Annotated in this window: 14 protein-coding genes and 2 pseudogenes; 6 read left to right on the plus strand and 10 right to left on the minus strand. The window is 62.8% G+C overall.

Features of this window, described 5'->3' with window-relative positions; translation table 11 throughout:
- The first annotated feature begins 157 nt into the window (after positions 1–157).
- Together PAF12_RS13345 and PAF12_RS13350 are read left to right on the plus strand one after the other, a co-directional pair.
- On the plus strand, positions 158–1,459 hold the full coding sequence (locus PAF12_RS13345; RefSeq protein ID WP_271107464.1) for an efflux RND transporter periplasmic adaptor subunit: 1,302 nt from the start codon (positions 158–160) through the stop codon (positions 1,457–1,459).
- A gap of 33 nt (positions 1,460–1,492) precedes the next feature.
- The gene (locus PAF12_RS13350; RefSeq protein ID WP_271107465.1) at positions 1,493–4,615 is read left to right on the plus strand and encodes an efflux RND transporter permease subunit; all 3,123 of its coding nucleotides are present in this window, start codon (positions 1,493–1,495) and stop codon (positions 4,613–4,615) included.
- 217 nt (positions 4,616–4,832) lie between these two features.
- Here PAF12_RS13350 and PAF12_RS13355 read toward each other — a convergent pair whose 3' ends face one another.
- From PAF12_RS13355 to PAF12_RS13375, 5 genes and pseudogenes are all read right to left on the minus strand, one after another.
- A complete protein-coding gene (locus PAF12_RS13355; protein ID WP_271107468.1) occupies positions 4,833–5,801 on the minus strand; it encodes a nitronate monooxygenase family protein in 969 nt (322 codons plus the stop codon).
- 83 nt (positions 5,802–5,884) lie between these two features.
- Complete coding sequence (locus PAF12_RS13360; RefSeq protein WP_271109712.1) at positions 5,885–6,307, minus strand: DUF934 domain-containing protein; 423 nt, start codon at positions 6,305–6,307, stop codon at positions 5,885–5,887.
- Between the two features lie 9 nt (positions 6,308–6,316).
- Positions 6,317–7,039, minus strand: a pseudogene (locus PAF12_RS13365) (phosphoadenylyl-sulfate reductase); the annotation flags it as partial.
- Position 7,040: 1 nt separating this feature from the next.
- Positions 7,041–8,705 (minus strand): nitrite/sulfite reductase, encoded by a 1,665-nt coding sequence (locus tag PAF12_RS13370; RefSeq protein ID WP_271107469.1) that lies wholly within the window; start codon positions 8,703–8,705, stop codon positions 7,041–7,043.
- Positions 8,705–9,007 carry a DUF2849 domain-containing protein gene (locus tag PAF12_RS13375; protein WP_271107470.1) on the minus strand — a complete coding sequence of 101 codons (303 nt, stop codon included), beginning with the start codon at positions 9,005–9,007 and terminating at the stop codon, positions 8,705–8,707. The genes PAF12_RS13370 and PAF12_RS13375 overlap by 1 nt, the downstream gene beginning before the upstream one ends.
- 118 nt (positions 9,008–9,125) lie before the next feature.
- Here PAF12_RS13375 and PAF12_RS13380 point away from each other — a divergent pair, with 118 nt between their 5' ends.
- From PAF12_RS13380 to PAF12_RS13395, 4 genes are all read left to right on the plus strand, one after another.
- A complete protein-coding gene (locus PAF12_RS13380; RefSeq protein ID WP_271107471.1) occupies positions 9,126–9,605 on the plus strand; it encodes an Lrp/AsnC family transcriptional regulator in 480 nt (159 codons plus the stop codon).
- A 54-nt stretch (positions 9,606–9,659) separates the two neighbouring features.
- Positions 9,660–10,115 (plus strand): GAF domain-containing protein, encoded by a 456-nt coding sequence (locus PAF12_RS13385; RefSeq protein WP_271109713.1) that lies wholly within the window; start codon positions 9,660–9,662, stop codon positions 10,113–10,115.
- Positions 10,116–10,315: 200 nt separating this feature from the next.
- Positions 10,316–10,708, plus strand: a complete 393-nt coding sequence (locus PAF12_RS13390) for a GFA family protein (protein WP_271107473.1) — start codon at positions 10,316–10,318, stop codon at positions 10,706–10,708.
- A gap of 76 nt (positions 10,709–10,784) precedes the next feature.
- Positions 10,785–11,933 (plus strand): saccharopine dehydrogenase C-terminal domain-containing protein, encoded by a 1,149-nt coding sequence (locus tag PAF12_RS13395; protein WP_271107474.1) that lies wholly within the window; start codon positions 10,785–10,787, stop codon positions 11,931–11,933.
- Between the two features lie 327 nt (positions 11,934–12,260).
- Here PAF12_RS13395 and PAF12_RS13400 read toward each other — a convergent pair.
- From PAF12_RS13400 to PAF12_RS13420, 5 genes and pseudogenes are all read right to left on the minus strand, one after another.
- Positions 12,261–12,377, minus strand: a pseudogene (locus PAF12_RS13400) (IS481 family transposase); the annotation flags it as partial.
- A gap of 12 nt (positions 12,378–12,389) precedes the next feature.
- Positions 12,390–12,962: an NTP transferase domain-containing protein gene (locus PAF12_RS13405; protein ID WP_271107476.1), complete on the minus strand. Its 573-nt coding sequence runs from the start codon at positions 12,960–12,962 to the stop codon at positions 12,390–12,392.
- Positions 12,959–13,966: an XdhC family protein gene (locus tag PAF12_RS13410; RefSeq protein WP_271107477.1), complete on the minus strand. Its 1,008-nt coding sequence runs from the start codon at positions 13,964–13,966 to the stop codon at positions 12,959–12,961. Before PAF12_RS13410 ends, PAF12_RS13405 begins: the two co-directional genes overlap by 4 nt.
- On the minus strand, positions 13,963–15,417 hold the full coding sequence (locus PAF12_RS13415) for an NAD-dependent succinate-semialdehyde dehydrogenase (RefSeq protein ID WP_271109714.1): 1,455 nt from the start codon (positions 15,415–15,417) through the stop codon (positions 13,963–13,965). The genes PAF12_RS13410 and PAF12_RS13415 overlap by 4 nt, the downstream gene beginning before the upstream one ends.
- Positions 15,417–16,697 carry a 4-aminobutyrate--2-oxoglutarate transaminase gene (locus PAF12_RS13420; protein ID WP_271107478.1) on the minus strand — a complete coding sequence of 427 codons (1,281 nt, stop codon included), beginning with the start codon at positions 16,695–16,697 and terminating at the stop codon, positions 15,417–15,419. Before PAF12_RS13420 ends, PAF12_RS13415 begins: the two co-directional genes overlap by 1 nt.
- Between the last annotated feature and the right edge of the window lie 65 nt (positions 16,698–16,762).

Below are 16,762 nucleotides of genomic sequence, written 5' to 3' on the forward strand. Positions count from 1 at the left end.
AATGTTTCAGCCCCGTGGCAGAGTGCCGGTGCTGGACAAAAACGGCGATTGAAGCTCACGGCGGGCTCTCATAGGGTACACTCAATCGTGAACCGTCACGGATGGTCTGTTCCGTCTTTCGGTCCTTCAACAGTTTTCGGGCATTGGCTTGGTGAGAATGAAACAGTTTCGTATCCTTTGGCGCGCATCGTTTTTCGGGCTGACCGTCGCAACGTCATCGTTCGCCCAGCAACCCGGTGGTGACATGCCGCCGCCTGCGGTCACAGTGGTGACACTGGAGGCGCAGGACGTCACGCTGACATCCAGCCTGCCCGGACGTGTCGTCGCCTCCGCCGTGGCGGAGCTGCGCCCGCAGGTAAGCGGAATCATCACCGACCGGCTGTTCGAAGAAGGCAGCGTCGTCACCGAGGGCGATCCGCTGTACCGGATCGACCCCCGCAGCTACGAGGCGGCAGTGGCGCAGGCCGAAGCTGCCCTTGCACAGGCACAGGCGCAGGCCGATGCCGCCACGCGTGAGGCGGACCGTGTCGCCGCGCTGCGCGACCGCGCCGTTGCCAGCCAGCAGACCGAAGACAGCGCGATTGCAACGCGGGACGCGGCACTTGCGTCGGTTCAGGCTGCGGAAGCACGGTTGCAGGCCGCCCAGATCGACCTCAGCCGGACCACGATCACGGCACCGCTGGACGGGGTGATCGGTCTGGCGCAGACCTCGAAAGGGGCGCTGGTGACGGCAAGTCAGGCCACCCCGCTGGCCGTGATTCGCAGCATTGACCCGGTGCAGGTCGACGTTACCCAGTCGGCGGCAGAGATCGTGCGCTGGCAGCGTCAGGGTGCGACGGCATCGTTGCCGCATGGCAGCGATACGACCGTGACCTTGCGGCTGGCAGATGGGTCGACCTATGACCAGACCGCCTCACTCACCGGGGCGGAACCGCAGGTGGACGAAACGACCGGCGTCGTGACGCTGCGAATGGAGGTCGCCAACCCCGACAAGCTGCTGCTGCCGGGCATGTATGTGCTGGCCGATATTCCGCAGGCGGAGCTGACCGGCATGATCCTTGCCCCGCAGGAGGGCGTGACCCGCGACCGGCGGGGACGCCCGGTCGCCTATGTGGTGAATGCTGAAAATATCGTCGAAGAGCGGATGCTGGACATCATTCAGGATCGCGGCAACGCGTGGGTGGTGCGCGACGGTCTGGCTGATGGCGACCGCATCATCGTTGCCGGGTTCCAGCGGATCGGCCCCGGTATGCCGGTGACGCCGGAGGAACGGCAGGATGCGCCGCCCGAGGGCGCAGCAGCCCAGCAGGGTGGCAACGCAGCTGAGGGCGGCGCGGCAGGACAAGCCCCCGCCGATGACGCCGCAGCAGCACCGGCAGAGGCCGAACCCGCCGCACAGGATGGCGAAGCGCCCGCCGAAGGCGGAGCGGAAGCCGCCGAAGCCGGCACCGAAAACTGAGCCGTATCAACCCGGATCATCGAAGGCAGAGACATGGCCCGTTTTTTTATTGATCGCCCGGTATTCGCATGGGTTATTTCGATCCTGATCATGGGGATCGGGGTGCTGTCGATCCTGTCGCTGCCGGTGGCACAATATCCGCAGATCGCCCCGCCCTCGGTCTCGATCCGCGCGACATATCCGGGGGCCTCGGCGGAAACCGTGTCGAACACGGTGACGCAGGTTATCGAGCAGCAGATGACCGGGCTGGACGGGATGCGCTATATGTCATCCAGCTCCACCTCCGCCGGGTCGTCGTCAACGACGCTGACTTTTGAGACCGGCACGGATGTCGATATCGCGCAGGTGCAGGTTCAGAACAAGCTGAGCCAGGCGACGGCGCTTCTGCCGCAGCCGGTGCAGCGTCAGGGTATTTCCGTCGAAAAGGCGACATCGGGGTTCCTGATGGTGATCGGCCTGATCGGCAACGAGGAATACGATCAGGCGGACCTGTCGGATTACATGGTGACAAACCTCGTCGACGATCTGAGCCGGGTGGAGGGGATCGGCTCCGTTCAGGTTTTCGGCGCGCAATACGCCATGCGGATCTGGCTGGATCCGGCGAAACTGGCGGCTTACGAGCTTGCGCCATCCGATGTGGTCGCGGCGGTTTCCGCGCAGAACACCCAGATCTCCGCAGGCTCGTTCGGGTCGCAACCGACGGTCGAGGGACAGCAGCTTAACGCGACAGTGACCGCTCAGTCGCTGCTTTCGACGCCGGAAGAATTCCGCCAGATCGTCCTGCGTGCGCAGGAAAATGGCGGGCTGGTGCTGTTGCAGGATGTCGCGCGGGTGGAAATCGGGGCGGAGTCCTATGTGGCGGACGCGCTGTATAACGGACGCCCCTCTGCCGGTATGGCGCTGAGCCTCGCGCCCGGGGCCAACGCGCTCGACACGGCGCAACGGGTCAAGGCCCGGATGGAGGAATTCGCGCAGTTCTTCCCCGAAGGCGTCGAATATGTCATCCCGTTCGACACCTCGCCCTTCGTGGAAATCTCCATCGAGGAGGTGGTCAAGACGCTGATCGAGGCCATCGCGCTGGTCTTTGTGGTGATGTATATTTTCCTGCAAAGCTGGCGGGCGACACTGATCCCGACGCTGGCGGTTCCGATCGTTCTCTTGGGGACGTTCGGGATCATGGCCGCGTTCGGCTTTACCATCAACACGCTGACCATGCTGGCGATGGTGCTGGCCATCGGTCTGCTGGTCGATGACGCCATCGTTGTGGTGGAGAACGTCGAGCGGATCATGGAGGAAGAGGGGCTGAGTCCGCGCGAGGCCACCCATAAATCCATGGGCCAGATCACCGGCGCGCTGATCGGGATCGCGCTGGTCTTGTCCGCCGTGTTCGTGCCGATGGCGTTTTTCGGCGGCTCGACGGGGGTGATCTATCAGCAATTCGCGATCACCATCGTCTCTGCAATGGGGCTGTCGGTTGTCGTGGCGCTGACCCTGACGCCGGCCCTCTGCGCGTCGATGCTGAAGCCTGCGCATGGCAAGCGGGGCGGGCTGTTCGGGCTGTTCAACCGGGGCTTTGATTCGACAACGCGCGGCTATACCGGCGCGGTCGGCTGGCTGGTCCGGCGACCCCTGCGGATGCTGCTGGTCTATGTCTGCATGGGCGCAATCATGGTGACGCTGTTCATGCGCACCCCGCAGGGTTTCCTGCCGGAGGAAGATCAGGGGATCATGTTCGTCCTGATCCAGGCGCCGACCGGGGCCACGACCGAACGCACGCAGGCCGTCGTCGATCAGGTTCAGGAATATTTCCTTACTCAGGAAGCCGAGGCCGTGGATTCGATGTTCAGCGTCGTCGGTTTCAGTTTCGCAGGTCAGGGCCAGAATGTCGGCATGGCATTCGTCCGGATGAAGGACTGGGAGGAACGGACCAGCCCCGCCCTGTCGGTGCAGGCCGTCGCCGGTCGCGCCTATGGCGCGCTGAGCCAGATCCGGGACGCAATGGTGTTCCCGGTGGTCCCGCCCGCGGTGATCGAGCTTGGCAACGTCTCGGGCTTCGATTTCTATCTTCAGGCGCGCGGCGGACAGACGCATGAGCAGCTTCTGGAAGCGCGCAATATGATGCTGGGCATGGCCGCGCAAAGCGAGCTGCTGACCCAGACCCGGCCCTCCGGTCTGGAAGATGCAAGCCAGTACCGGCTGAACATCGACTGGCGCAAGGCCGGGGCCATGGGGATCAACGCGAATGACGTCGCCAATCTGTTGCAGGTCGCCTGGACCGGCGCATATGTGAACGATTTCGTCGACCGTGGCCGGATCAAGAAGGTCTATATTCAGGGTGAGGCCGACAGCCGCGCCGTGCCGACCGATCTGGACAAGTGGCGGGTGCGCAACGCGACCGGGGGGCTGGTGCCGTTCTCCAACTTTGCGGAAGGGGAGTGGACCTTTGGGCCGCAGGGTCTGAACCGCTATAACGGCGTGCCTTCGATGCAGATACAGGGCAGTCCCGTGCCGGGCGTTAGCTCTGGGGATGCAATGGCGGAGGTGGAGCGTCTGGCGAGCCAGCTTCCCGCCGGGTTCAACGTCGCCTGGACCGGGCTGTCGCTGGAGGAACGGGAATCGGGCGATCAGACGATGCTGCTTTATGCGCTGTCGCTGGCCGCCGTGTTCCTGTGTCTCGCAGCACTTTACGAAAGCTGGTCAATCCCGCTGGCGGTCATATTGGTGATGCCCATCGGGGTTCTGGGCGCGTTGATTGGCGCAACGGTTGGCGGCTTTGACAACGGGGTGTTCTTTCAGGTCGGGCTGCTGACGGTGATCGGTCTGACCGGCAAGAACGCCATTCTGATCGTGGAATTTGCCCGGGAGCAATCGGAGGCGGGTGTGCCGCTGTTCCGCGCCGTGGTCGAGGCGGCGCGACAGCGTTTCCGTCCGATCATAATGACCTCCATCGCGTTTTCGCTGGGTGTTCTGCCGCTGGCATTGTCCACGGGCGCTGGCGCGGCTGGCCGGAACGCGATTGGTATGACGGTGCTGGGCGGGACGCTTGCCGCGACGATCTTCGGCATCCTGTTCGCGCCGCTGTTCTATACGCTGATGCGGCGTGCGCTTGGCCGGAAGGACAAAGTCGACGATGAGCCGGAAGTGGTGAAGGCGTAGGTAGGCTTCGGTGCGCCAATTGGGACGGTGATGGTGATTGTGATGGTGCGCTGAAGCGCACCCTACGTTGGGCTGTGATGGCGTTGCGGCGTGAGGAGGTTAATTTCCTGTTTGCGCCGCTGCTCTATGCGCTGATGTGGTCGGAACGTGATCGCCGTAGGGTGCGCTTCAGCGCACCTTCATATCACCGGGTTGGTGCGCTGAAACGCACCCTACGTCAGGCTGTGATGGCCTGTTTTGCCTCGGCATATTGCTGAGCGAGGAGGTCGATATATTCGGCTGCGGGACGCACCCGGTCAATCGCGCCGATCCCCTGCCCCGCACCCCAGATCGCGCTCCATGCCTTGGGCTTCGACCGGCCCTCTCCGAAATTCATGCTCGACGCATCGGCCTGTTCCAGATTGTCCGGGTCCATCCCGGCATTGCGGATCGATGGCTTCAGGTAGTTCCCGTGGACGCCGGTGAACAGCGAGGAATAGACGATGTCCTCCGCCCCGGAATCGCAGATCATCTGCTTGTATTCCGGAACCGCATTGGCCTCTTCCGTCGCGATGAAGGGGCTGCCGATATAGGCCAGATCCGCGCCTGCAGCCTGTGCCGCCAGCACCGCGCGACCCGTGGCGATGGAACCAGACAGCGCAAGGGGACCGTCGAACCACTCGCGAATCTCCTGAATGAGCGCAAAGGGCGACTGCATTCCGGCATGGCCCCCTGCCCCGGCGGCCACGGCGATCAGACCGTCCGCGCCCTTTTCGATGGCCTTGCGGGCGAAGTGGTTGTTGATGATGTCGTGCAGCACCACCCCGCCGACGGAATGCGCGGCCTCGTTCACCTCGGGCCGGGCACCGAGCGAGGTGATCCACAGCGGCACCTTCTGCTTCACGCAGATCTCGATGTCGCGTTCCAGCCGGCCATTCGAGCGATGCACGATCTGGTTCACGGCGAAGGGCGCGGCAGGCGCATCGGGATTGGCCTGATTATGCCGGTCGAGTTCTTCGTTGATCCGGGTCAGCCAAGCCTCAAGCTGGATCGGCTCGCCATCCTTCTCGCGCGCGTTCAGCGCCGGGAAGCTGCCGACGATGCCGGCCTTGCATTGCGCAATGACCAGTTCCGGGTTCGAAACGATGAACATCGGTGACCCGATGACCGGAATGCGGAGTTGGGACAGGACGGGCGGCAACGACATGGGCGGCTCCTAAGAAACGGTTTCGCCTGATATATTTGCCACCAGCCGCCCTGAGGCAAGCATGACGTCACGGAGTCCGCCGCTCAGGATGCGCGACGGCCCAGCCTGTTCAGATAGGATGGCGCGACATTGGCGGCACCTTTCCACTGCTCGAACGGCTGTCGGCGGGCAAGATCGGCGTCGATCTCCACCTCATCGAAGCCAGAGCGGCGCGCCATCGGGAACTGATCCGCAATGACGTGACCCGCAGCGCGCAGCCGGCCCTTGTAGCCCGCAACCCGCAACCGCCGCGCCAGCGTGAAGCCGCGCCCGTCGGTGAAGCTCGGGAAGGCAATGCGGATCATCGGCGCTTCGCGGAAGTTCACATTCGCCTCGTCCAGATCGGTGTCGCTGTCCAGATCGAGGATCTCGCCCGCGAAATCATCGGATGCGAACCCCTCGTCCCGGACGATCACCGGCTGCCCCTCAACGGGCTCGAAAGCGGCTGGCGCGGCCTCGGCGGGCATGATGCGTTGTAGCTTACCGTTCACGAAATGAATCCCACATTCTGTCTTATCCTGACCGCGCCACCGTCCGGCGCGCGGATCCTCGCCGTCCTTCACCGGGCTGGTGCAGGGCATGCAGCCGATGGACGGGTAACCCTTCGCAATCAGCGGATGGCGCGGCAAATTATTGTTGGTGATATAATCCGCGACGTCCTGTGCCGTCCAGTGCGCCAGCGGATTGATCTTGATGCGGTCGCCCGCCGGGTCTTCCTCGAAAAACTCGATATCGGCGCGGCTGGCGGCCTGAAACCGCTTGCGCCCGGTGATCCAGCTGTCGAAACCGGCCAGCGCCTTGTTCAGCGGCGCGGTCTTGCGCAGATCGCAGCAGGCATCGGGGTTGGTCTGGTTCAGATCGCCATCCGGGTCGCCTGCCGCAATCGCCGCCGGGGTCGCACGGATGGTACGGACATCGGTCAAGCCCAGCTTCGCCGCAACCTCCGTCTGATAGGCGAGCGTTTCGGGAAACAGCATCTGGGTGTCGACAAACAGAACCGGCGTGTCACGGTCAACGAGCGCGATCATATGCAGAAGCGCGACCGAGTCCGCCCCGAAGGACGACACCATCGCGACGCGGCCCAGTTCCGGGTCGGTCAGCGCCTCGCGCAGCACCTGAATGGCCGCGCGATGACGATAGCGCTTGTTCAGCGCGGCAACGCGGGCCGGACGGGTCGGGATGGTCTGAACCTGTGCCATATCAGGCCGCCTTTTCCTCGGCCGGGTACAGCGCCGCCTTGAACGGGGCCGGACCCAGACGGCGATAAGCCTGCAGGAAGGTTTCGTCAGCGTCCTCGCGGACGTCCAGATAACCGTAGATCAGGCGTTCGATTGCCGGGATGATTTCGTCCTTCGAGAAACCGGGGCCAGCGCGCTCACCCACGCTCATGGTTTCGGTGCCGTCGCCGCCAAGGGTGACCTGATAGTTCTCCACCCCTGCCCGGTCGAGGCCGAGGATCCCGATATGGCCGACATGGTGGTGCCCGCAGGCATTGATGCAGCCGGAAATCTTGATTTTCATCTCGCCGATTTCATGCTCCAGCTTCAACTCATAGAAGCGAGTGGCGATTTGCTGGGCAATCGGGATCGAGCGCGCCGTGGCCAGTGCGCAGTAATCCATGCCCGGGCAGGCGATGATGTCGCTGATCAGCCCGATATTCGCCGTCGCCAGATCCGCCTCGCGCAGCGCCGCGTGGATGGCGGGCAGATCGGCCCGGTGGATATGCGGCAGGACCACGTTCTGTTCATGGCTGATACGCAGGTCGCCGTGGCCGTATTTTTCGGCCAGATCAGCCAGCACCCGCATCTGATCCGAGGTCGCATCGCCCGGCGTCGCGCCCTGTTTCTTGATCGAGATGGTGACGATGGCGTGGTCGGCCTGCTTGTGGTCGTGCAGGTTGGTATCGGCCCATGAGCGGAAAATCGGGTCTGCCTGATACGCCGCGTCATAATCTGCCGTGCTGCGGCCCTGCACGAGTTCCGGCGAGACGAAGCGCTTGCGGATCTCCGCTAGGATTTCCTGATCGGAGCCGTCGAACAGCGGGCGGATTTCGGCAAAGCGCGCCTCAACCAGCTCGCGAATATGGTCAATGCCAAGCTCATGCACGGCGATTTTCAGCCGCGCCTTATACTTGTTGTCGCGGCGGCCGACGGAGTTATAGGCCGACAGGATCGCCTCCAGATAGGGCAGCAGATCGGCGACGGGTACGAAATCGCGGACCACCTTGCCGACCAGAGGGGTGCGGCCCAGACCGCCGCCGACGGAGACCTCGAACCCGGTCTGACCGTCCTGCTCGATCATGCGCAGGCCGATATCGTGGGATTTCACCACGGCGCGGTCATTCGGGCTGCCGGAAACGGCGATCTTGAACTTGCGCGGCAGGAACTGGAATTCCGGGTGGTCCGTGGACCACTGGCGGATCAGTTCGGCATAAGGGCGCGGATCGGCGATCTCATCCGCTGCGGCACCGGAGAAATGGTCGGCAGTGACGTTGCGGATGGTGTTGCCGGAGGTCTGGATGGCGTGCATCCCCACTTCCGCCAGACTGTCGAGCATATCCGGGATATCGACCAGCTTCGGCCAGTTGAACTGGATATTCTGGCGGGTGGTGAAATGCCCGTAACCCTTGTCCCAGCGATCCGCGATATGGGCCAGCCGACGCATCTGGTCGGGGTTGATCGTGCCGTAGGGGATCGCAATCCGCAGCATATAGGCGTGCAACTGCAGATAAACGCCGTTCATCAGGCGGAGCGGGCGAAATTCTTCTTCGGTCAACGAGCCGTCGATGCGGCGGTTGACCTGATCGCGGAACCGCTTGGCGCGGTCGACGACGAAGGCGCGGTCGAATTCGGAATGGTGATACATTACGCTTCTGCCTGCTTGCCGTGGAAATAATTGGAGGGGCCATTGGCGCGGAATGCCTCGCGCGGGTGGCCGGGTTCGGGCTTGCCGTCAGCACCCGGACGAGCGGGGGCGAGGAACACCCCAACTGCGTGATCCGACAGTGCCAGCGCCTGTGCCATACGGTGTTTCGCGCGGTCTTCGTCGACGATCAGCTCCGCTTCTTTGAGCTGATCGGCCCATTCGTCCTTGCCGGTCAAATAAATGACGCGACCGTCGAAAAGGTCGTTGGCTGAAATGACAACCGGCTTAAATTTGCGGGCCATGACGAATCTCCATGCTTGCTGGGCATAATATGGGATATTATTCCGTCTTTATACTAGTATCCCGACAGAATAAGGAATACTGTTCCGGTATCACGGTCAGATAGGACAAACACCCGCTATGAACGAGACGAGCGAAAAGAAACTCCGCCTTGATCCGCTCGACAGGAAAATCCTGACCGAGCTACAGGCCGATGCAAGCCAGTCGCTGGACGATATTGCCCGCAAGATCGGGTCATCGAAAACCCCGGTCTGGAACCGGATCCGCAAGCTGAAAGATGCGGGCGTGATCACCCGGCAGACGGTCATTCTGGACCCGGACGCGGTCGATCTGGGCACCTGTTTCTTCGTGCTGATCCGCACCAGCGAGCATGAGGCGGGATGGCAGCAGAAATTCCTGTCGGCCCTGCAATCCCGGCCCGAGGTGCTGGAGGCACACCGGCTGGCGGGGGAGATCGATTACATCGTGAAGCTGCGTGTCTCCGACGCGCGCGCCTATGATGCGTTTTATCAGGCCCTGATCGCCGAGGTGAAGATTTTCAACGTGACGGCGCTGCTGTCGATGGAAGAGTTGAAATCGACGACATTGCTGCCGGTTTGAGGCATTGCGGGGGTTCCACCCCCGCACCCCGGGGATATTTGGGCCAGGATGAAAATGCGTGTCGATTATGTAGAGCTGGCGGCGAGGATTGCTTCGCTGACCGAGGGTGAGGATGACGAAGTAGCGCTGATGGCGACGCTGGCGTGCGAGATCCACCATTCCGATGAACGGTTCGACTGGACCGGGTTTTATCGCGTCACGGCACCTGACCTGCTGAAGATCGGGCCATATCAGGGCGGGCATGGCTGTCTGGTCATTCCGTTCTCACGCGGCGTTTGTGGCGCGGCGGCGCGGACGGGTGAGGTTCAGCTCGTCCCGGATGTGGAGGCTTTTCCGGGTCACATCGCCTGCGCCGCATCGACGCGTTCGGAACTTGTGATCCCGGTTTTCGGCGCGGACAGGCGGCTGATCGGGGTGTTGGATATCGACAGCGACACGCCGAATGCATTTTCCCAGCATGATGCCGAGCCGCTGCAGGACATTCTGCATCGCGTCTTCGGCGGAGTTTGACGAAATAATCAAAATCAGTCCGGCACATAGTGGCGCGGGCGATAAATCATGCATATCCTCTCGCTGGCCACGACACGATTCTCTGTCAGTTTCAGCCACCTGACGTTCAGGCCCCGTCTTTTGGCGGGGTTGTTTTGCAGAAGAAACATTGTCCGCCGGGTGCCCGGATGCAAAGGCGCGCGGCAAGTGGGGGTAGCAGGATGAGTTCAGACAAGGTTGATATCAGCGGTTCCTGTCTATGCGGCGGCGTCCGCTTCGAGGCAAGGCAACATGATGCGCCGGAAATGTGCCATTGCAGCCAGTGCCGGAAATGGGCCGGACATGCATGGGCAGCGGTCGGTTCGAAGAAACTGACCATCAAGGGCCGCAAGCATTTACGGTGGTATCGCTCCTCCGACGACGCCGAGCGGGCGTTCTGCGCCGTCTGCGGAAGCTCGCTGTTCTGGCGGCAGGATGGCGAGAAACATATCGCCATATCGATGGGCAGCATCGACCCGCCCACGGGAATGACATTATCCGGTCATATTTTCACGGCAGACAAGGGCGACTATTACGAAATCGGCGATGGTCTGCCGCAGAAGAAAAAGGGATGATGTTTCCCGGGTCCGTCAGTTGACGCGCAGGATGACCTTTCGGGAAACCGTCTGACCGCCACGAAGGGAAAGCTGAATGACGACGATTCACTGGGTCCATGCCGGACCGGACGCATTGCACGGGCTGAAACATCTGATGCAGAGGAAAGCCGAACTGGCGGTCTGGGCCGATCAGTCGGCCTCATTGCCGGGTGTGCCCGCCGATATTCAACGCCCTTATGAGCCGGAGGCGCTGTGGCAGGCGGTTCAACCGGGTGACATCGTCGTCGCACCACGCCCGACCGATCTGGCGATTGCACGGCTGGCGATGGATCGCGGGGCGCATCTTGCGGTCGGCTGGCATGTCTCTCGCTCGCTGCGCGAGGCGGTTGAGGGCTGTGCTGAGAAGGGTCTGTCCGTCCTGGCCGAGGTCGGGATGGTGCCGGGGATCGATCACCTCATGGCGCGCGATCTGGTCAACGAATATCGTCAGGTCGCACAACCGGCGGACCGGCTTCATTTCACCTGCTACGGCGGCGGGTTGCCAAAGTTTCCGGATAATTTCCGCCATAAGTTCAATATTTCTCCGCTTTCGCTGCTCAATTCGCTCGCCACGCCCGCCTCGTGGATCGAAAATGGCGAGGTCAGGCGGGCGGAATTCCCGTTCGACGTGATCCGCGCCTATGACCTGAACCTGCCAACGCCGGAGCGGCATCAGGTTTACCCCACCTATGACGTCGCGCCTTATCTTGTGGCTTATGGATTTGACGAAAGCTGGAATATCGTCACGGCGCAGCGCGGCGCGATCCGGCTGAAGGGCTGGGACGAGGGCTGGGCAGAGGTTTTCGCGCGGCTTCGCGAAAGCGGCAAGGATCAGGCGGCGCTGGCAAAACAGGCCAAGGAACTGTGGGCGGAGCACCCCTTTGCCGAGGGCGAGGCCGATCGCATGGTTCTGTCGGTCTCGCTACGGGCGGAGCAGGACGGAAACACCCGCTGGCACAAGGAATGGGTGATGGACACGACCGGCGGGCGCCACGGTTTCGCCCGGTTCCGGCTGAATGCGCTGGTGATGGCGCTCGCGGCGGAGGCGTTGCAGCGCGGTGCGATCGCGCCGGGTCTGCATATCGGCCCGACCGACCCGGAGCTGATCGCAGCGTGGCTGGTCGAAATCACCCATGAGGCCGGATATTCCCGACGCATCGATCATATGCGCGAGAAGGGCGCGTCCATCGGGCTGGCAAGCTGACGGCCGCTCGCGCGTTTTATGCTTTGCTTGGCCGCAGGTGTATGGCTCAATCCCATAACACCTTCGGAATGTACCAGCTGACGAGGCTATGATCGCCTGCGCAATCTCGAAATTGCGCGAGGCGGGCGATCATAGCCGGGCCCCAGGTCCCTACAGCGGTTTTGTGTACGCCACTTAGCGAGGGGGACCGGCTGTGACAAATCCCAGCATCGCACAAGCGAAGAGCATCTCGGTGGCGATCGGCAGAGCTGGGCAAGTTTAGATGCACCCGATGACGACAAACGGACAGGTTGGGCCCTCGCTGATAGGCGGTTCCACGATGCAGGTGTGGAAATATCCCACAGGATAGCGTTTGAACTTTTTGTTCGGCTTATTGCCCGCAATTTTTGACAAACGCGAAATTCCAAGCCACTGTGGGCAGCGCTGCAACGAAGATTGTGCCAGCTTGGAGACCTGTTAACCACAGTATCTTTCGGCCTCTTCCAGATCATGCAGCGTATCTATGTCCCGCAACTCGCCGGGTTCGGCGAAGATGAGGTTGTCGGTCGGAAGGCTGCGCAGCAATGCGCGAGCGCCTTGGTCGCCTTGTACATCAAGCAAGGCGGAGAAACAGGCAGCCGGGAAACACGCGGGGGGCTTGGGCGACCGCCCGTCACTCGCCGCTGCGGGTGATCGGTCGGTGCAGCGCTGGGCGATGCGCTTGGCCAGCCCGACGGTCACGCCCGGCATATCGCCCAGCATCACCAGAGCCCGCTGCGCCCCGCGTTCGCCTGCCAGAGTAATGCCCGCCCGCAGGCTGGCGGATTGCGACGCAGTGGCCTCGTCTGGCTGCGTGATTACAAAACCATCCAGTTCGGCGGCAACGATCTCATTGCTCGTCACCGCGATCAGCATCTCCGGGGCGAGGGTGCGCAAAGTCGCGGCGGCGTGTGTTACCAGAGGTCTGCCGCGGAGCGGGGCCACCAGCTTATCGGCCACACCGAACCGGCGAGATAGACCAGCGGCGAGGAGGATGCCGGCGGTTGTCATGCTGCGGAGGTCATCGCTTGTGCGAGAACCTCGGCCAAAACCGACACGGCGAGAGTGCCCGGATCGCGGGCGGAGCGGATCAGCCCGACCGGCCCAAACAGCCGTGCCAGATCGGCCTCTGCCACGGCCATCTCGCGCAGCGCCGATAATCGCTGATCCCGCGCGCGCATGCTGCCTTGCGCGCCGATATAGAACGCAGGCGAGCGCAATGCGCCTGCGAGCAGTGGCGGCTCCCAATCATGATCGTGGAAAAACAGCACGATTGCGCTGCGTGCGTCCACCTCCAGATCGGACGGGAATTGTGGCCTTGCCAGAGGGCGGGTTTCGCATCCGGCAGCGGCGGCCTGATCGAGTGTCTCGCCGTCTGGTGACAGCAGCAAGTTGGGGTAACCGGCGGATTGCACGAGTGCAGAAAACGTACTCGCCTCCGGGCCTTTGCCGAAGGTCAGAAAGCGCAAGGGCGGCTCGAACAGCACCGACAGTTTCAGATCATCACGATAGGTGGGCACAGGGTCGGTGACGGTAATGGTCCCGCTGTCGAGGGCGATCGAGAGAGCGCAAGGCTTGCGCGCGCGGCGCAGATATTGAAGCCGGGTGCAAACCTCGCGATCCGGCTTTGGCAGCAGCAGGATGTCGAGACCGCCACCACAGGGCAGCTGAATGTCGATGAAGGGGGAGCCGCGTCCATATCGCAGCATGCGCGGTATCCCGGCTTGCAAGGTCTGCATCGCTTGGGCGGAAATGTCGGATTCGATGCAGCCCGAGGACAGCGACCCGACCCGGCGATTGCCGCCCAACACCGCCATCATGGCGCCGAGGGGGCGGTAGGACGGGCCCTCGACACCGGCCACCAGTGCCAGAACGCTGTTCTCGGCCGTGTTGAGAATGGCCTGAACCGGGTCTGTCGCCAGACCCCGAGACGGGCCGGGCATCGGCGTATCATCCCGGACGACCGACGCAGCGGTCATCCCGTCAGAGACGATGCGCCCGGCCCGGACCCTCACTGGATATCGCCGAAGCAGAGATATTTGAGTTCGAGATAATCATCCGCCCCGTATTTGGAGCCTTCCCTGCCGATCCCCGATTGTTTCACGCCGCCAAAGGGCGCGACCTCGGTCGACATGATCCCGGTATTGATCCCGACCATGCCGGTCTCAAGCCGCTCCGCCACGCGCCAGATCCGCCCGATATCGCGGGAGAAGAAATACCCCGCCAGACCGAACTCGCTGTCATTGGCCAGATCGACGGCCTGATCCTCGCTGTCAAACTGAAAGAGCGGGGCAAGGGGGCCGAATGTCTCCTCGCGCGAGATGCGCATCTCCGGGGTCATATCGGCCAGAACGGTCGGTTCGAAGAAGGTGCCGCCCTTGTCATGGCGCGCGCCCCCGGTGAGAACCTTGGCCCCGTGCGAGGTCGCGTCGCTCAGGTGATCCTCGACCTTCTCAACCGCCGCTTCATTGATCAGCGGGCCGATCTGCACGCCATCGGCAAAACCGTCCCCGACCTTGAGTTTCTCCACGCCCGCCGCCAGTCGCCTGGCAAATTCTTCGTAAACGCCGCTTTGAACATAGATCCGGTTCGCGCAGACACAGGTCTGGCCGGCATTGCGGAATTTCGCGGCAATCGCGCCCTCGACGGCGGCATCGAGATCGGCATCGTCAAACACGATGAATGGCGCATTGCCGCCCAGCTCCAGCGACATTTTCTTGATCGTGGGGGCGCATTGTTCCATCAGGATCCGCCCGACGCGGGTCGAGCCGGTGAAGGTGATTTTCGCCACTTTCGGGTTGCGGCAAAGCTCCTTGCCGACGCCGGATGAATCGGAGCTGGGGGTGACGTTGAACACGCCTTTGGGGATCCCCGCCCTCTCTCCCAGAACCGCCATCGCCAATGCGGAAAGCGGCGTCAGCTCGGCGGGGCGGGCCACGAAGCTGCATCCGACGGCCAGAGCCGGGGCGACTTTCCGGGCGATCATCGCATTGGGGAAGTTCCACGGCGTGATGGAGCCGACCACGCCGACCGGCTGTTTGAGAACGACGATCCGCTTGTCGCCCTGCGGTGCCGGGATCGTATCGCCGTAAATCCGCTTGGCCTCTTCGGCGAACCACTCGATATAAGACGCGCCATAGAGGATTTCGCCCCTGGCCTCGGGCCATGGCTTGCCCATTTCCGCCGTCAGGATCGTGGCGAGATCATCGGCATTCTCGACCATCAGGTCGTGCCATTTGCGCAGAACCGCGCTGCGTTCCTTGCCGGTTTTCCCGGCCCAGTCGGTTTTCGCCGCAAAGGCCGCATCAACCGCCTGCGCGACCTCATCCGCCGCGAGATCGGTGACCTTGCAGATCTCCGCCCCCGTCGAGGGGTTGTGGACGGGAAATGTCCTGCCGTTCTCGACCCACTGCCCATTCACGAAGGCGCGTGTTTCCAGCAATGTCGGGTCTTTGAGGTTGAGCATCATGCGTTCTCCCGTGCCGCGGCGATGGCGTCTTCCAGAATATCCAGCGCCTCGCCGAACACATCATCCGGGATGGTGATCGGGGCGAGGAAACGAATGACATTACCATAGACACCGCAGGTCAGCAGCAACAGGTTCCTTTTGAGCGCCTCGGCCCGCACCTTCTGGGTGAATTCCGGGCTGGGGGCCGCGCCGTCCGCCGTATTGAATTCGGCTGCCACCATGAAGCCGGGGCCGCGAATATCCGCCAGTTCCGGCGTTGCCTCGCGCAGCGATTCCAGTCGCTGCCGCAGGCGGGAGCCCAGCTCGTTGGCGCGGGCGCAGAGATCCTCATCCGCGATCACATCCAGCACGGCATGGGCGGCGGCGATACCCAGCGGGTTGCCGCCATAGGTGCCGCCAAGACCGCCGGGACCGGCGGCATCGATAATCTCGGCCTTGCCGCAGACAGCGGCCAGCGGCAACCCGCCGGCCAGACCTTTGGCCATCGTGGTCAGATCCGGTGCCACACCGTAACCTTCCATGGCAAACACATGGCCCGTGCGCGCAAATCCGGTCTGAATCTCATCTGCGATCATCACAATGCCATGCTCATCGCAGAGCGCGCGGATGGCGCGGACGAAGCCGTCCGGGGCCGGGTAGAACCCGCCCTCACCCTGCACCGGCTCAAAGATGATCGCCGCGACCCGCGCCGGGTCGAGATCGGTCTTGAACAGCTTGTTCAGCGCATCGAGCGAATCCTGCGTGGACACCCCGTGCAGTTCGACGGGGAACGGTACATGATACACATCGGGCATCATCGCGCCGAAACCCTGCTTATACGGCGCGACCTTGCCGGTCAGGCTCATCCCCATGAAGGTGCGCCCGTGAAACCCGCCGCCGAATGCGATGACGGCCGGGCGGTTCGTATGGGCGCGCGCGACCTTGATGGCATTTTCCACAGCCTCGGCCCCGGTGGTGACGAAAACCGTCTTTTTGTCGAAATCGCCCGGCACGGCGGCGTTCAGACGTTCTGCCAGGGAGACATAGTTTTCATAGGGCAGCACCTGATGGCAGGTATGGGTGAAGGCGCCGAGTTGTCTGCTGACGGCCTCCATGACCTTGGGGTGGCAATGGCCGGTATTGACCACGGCGATGCCGGCCGCGAAATCGATATAGCGCGTCCCTTCGACATCCCAGACCTCGGCGTTTTTCGCGCGCGCCGCATAGATCTGGGTCTGCATGCCAACACCACGCGAGATGGCCTTTTCGCGGCGGGCACTGATTTCTGAGTTGAGCATGGCATTCACCCTTTTGAAAACCGATCCTGTGGGAAGGGGCCGGGCCGAGCCCGGCCCAGTCGTAT

The sequence above is a fragment of the Paracoccus sp. SCSIO 75233 genome, assembly GCF_027912675.1.
In the GTDB taxonomy this organism is placed as follows: Bacteria; Pseudomonadota; Alphaproteobacteria; order Rhodobacterales; family Rhodobacteraceae; genus Paracoccus.

Coding starts and splice junctions, on each gene's coding strand:
- PAF12_RS13345 (WP_271107464.1), top strand. CDS start 158: ATGAAACAGTTTCGTATCCTTTGGCGCGCATCGTTTTTCGGGCTGACC.
- PAF12_RS13350 (WP_271107465.1), top strand. CDS start 1,493: ATGGCCCGTTTTTTTATTGATCGCCCGGTATTCGCATGGGTTATTTCG.
- PAF12_RS13355 (WP_271107468.1), bottom strand. CDS start 5,801: ATGTCGTTGCCGCCCGTCCTGTCCCAACTCCGCATTCCGGTCATCGGG.
- PAF12_RS13360 (WP_271109712.1), bottom strand. CDS start 6,307: ATGCCCGCCGAGGCCGCGCCAGCCGCTTTCGAGCCCGTTGAGGGGCAG.
- PAF12_RS13370 (WP_271107469.1), bottom strand. CDS start 8,705: ATGTATCACCATTCCGAATTCGACCGCGCCTTCGTCGTCGACCGCGCC.
- PAF12_RS13375 (WP_271107470.1), bottom strand. CDS start 9,007: ATGGCCCGCAAATTTAAGCCGGTTGTCATTTCAGCCAACGACCTTTTC.
- PAF12_RS13380 (WP_271107471.1), top strand. CDS start 9,126: ATGAACGAGACGAGCGAAAAGAAACTCCGCCTTGATCCGCTCGACAGG.
- PAF12_RS13385 (WP_271109713.1), top strand. CDS start 9,660: ATGCGTGTCGATTATGTAGAGCTGGCGGCGAGGATTGCTTCGCTGACC.
- PAF12_RS13390 (WP_271107473.1), top strand. CDS start 10,316: ATGAGTTCAGACAAGGTTGATATCAGCGGTTCCTGTCTATGCGGCGGC.
- PAF12_RS13395 (WP_271107474.1), top strand. CDS start 10,785: ATGACGACGATTCACTGGGTCCATGCCGGACCGGACGCATTGCACGGG.
- PAF12_RS13405 (WP_271107476.1), bottom strand. CDS start 12,962: ATGACAACCGCCGGCATCCTCCTCGCCGCTGGTCTATCTCGCCGGTTC.
- PAF12_RS13415 (WP_271109714.1), bottom strand. CDS start 15,417: ATGCTCAACCTCAAAGACCCGACATTGCTGGAAACACGCGCCTTCGTG.
- PAF12_RS13420 (WP_271107478.1), bottom strand. CDS start 16,697: ATGCTCAACTCAGAAATCAGTGCCCGCCGCGAAAAGGCCATCTCGCGT.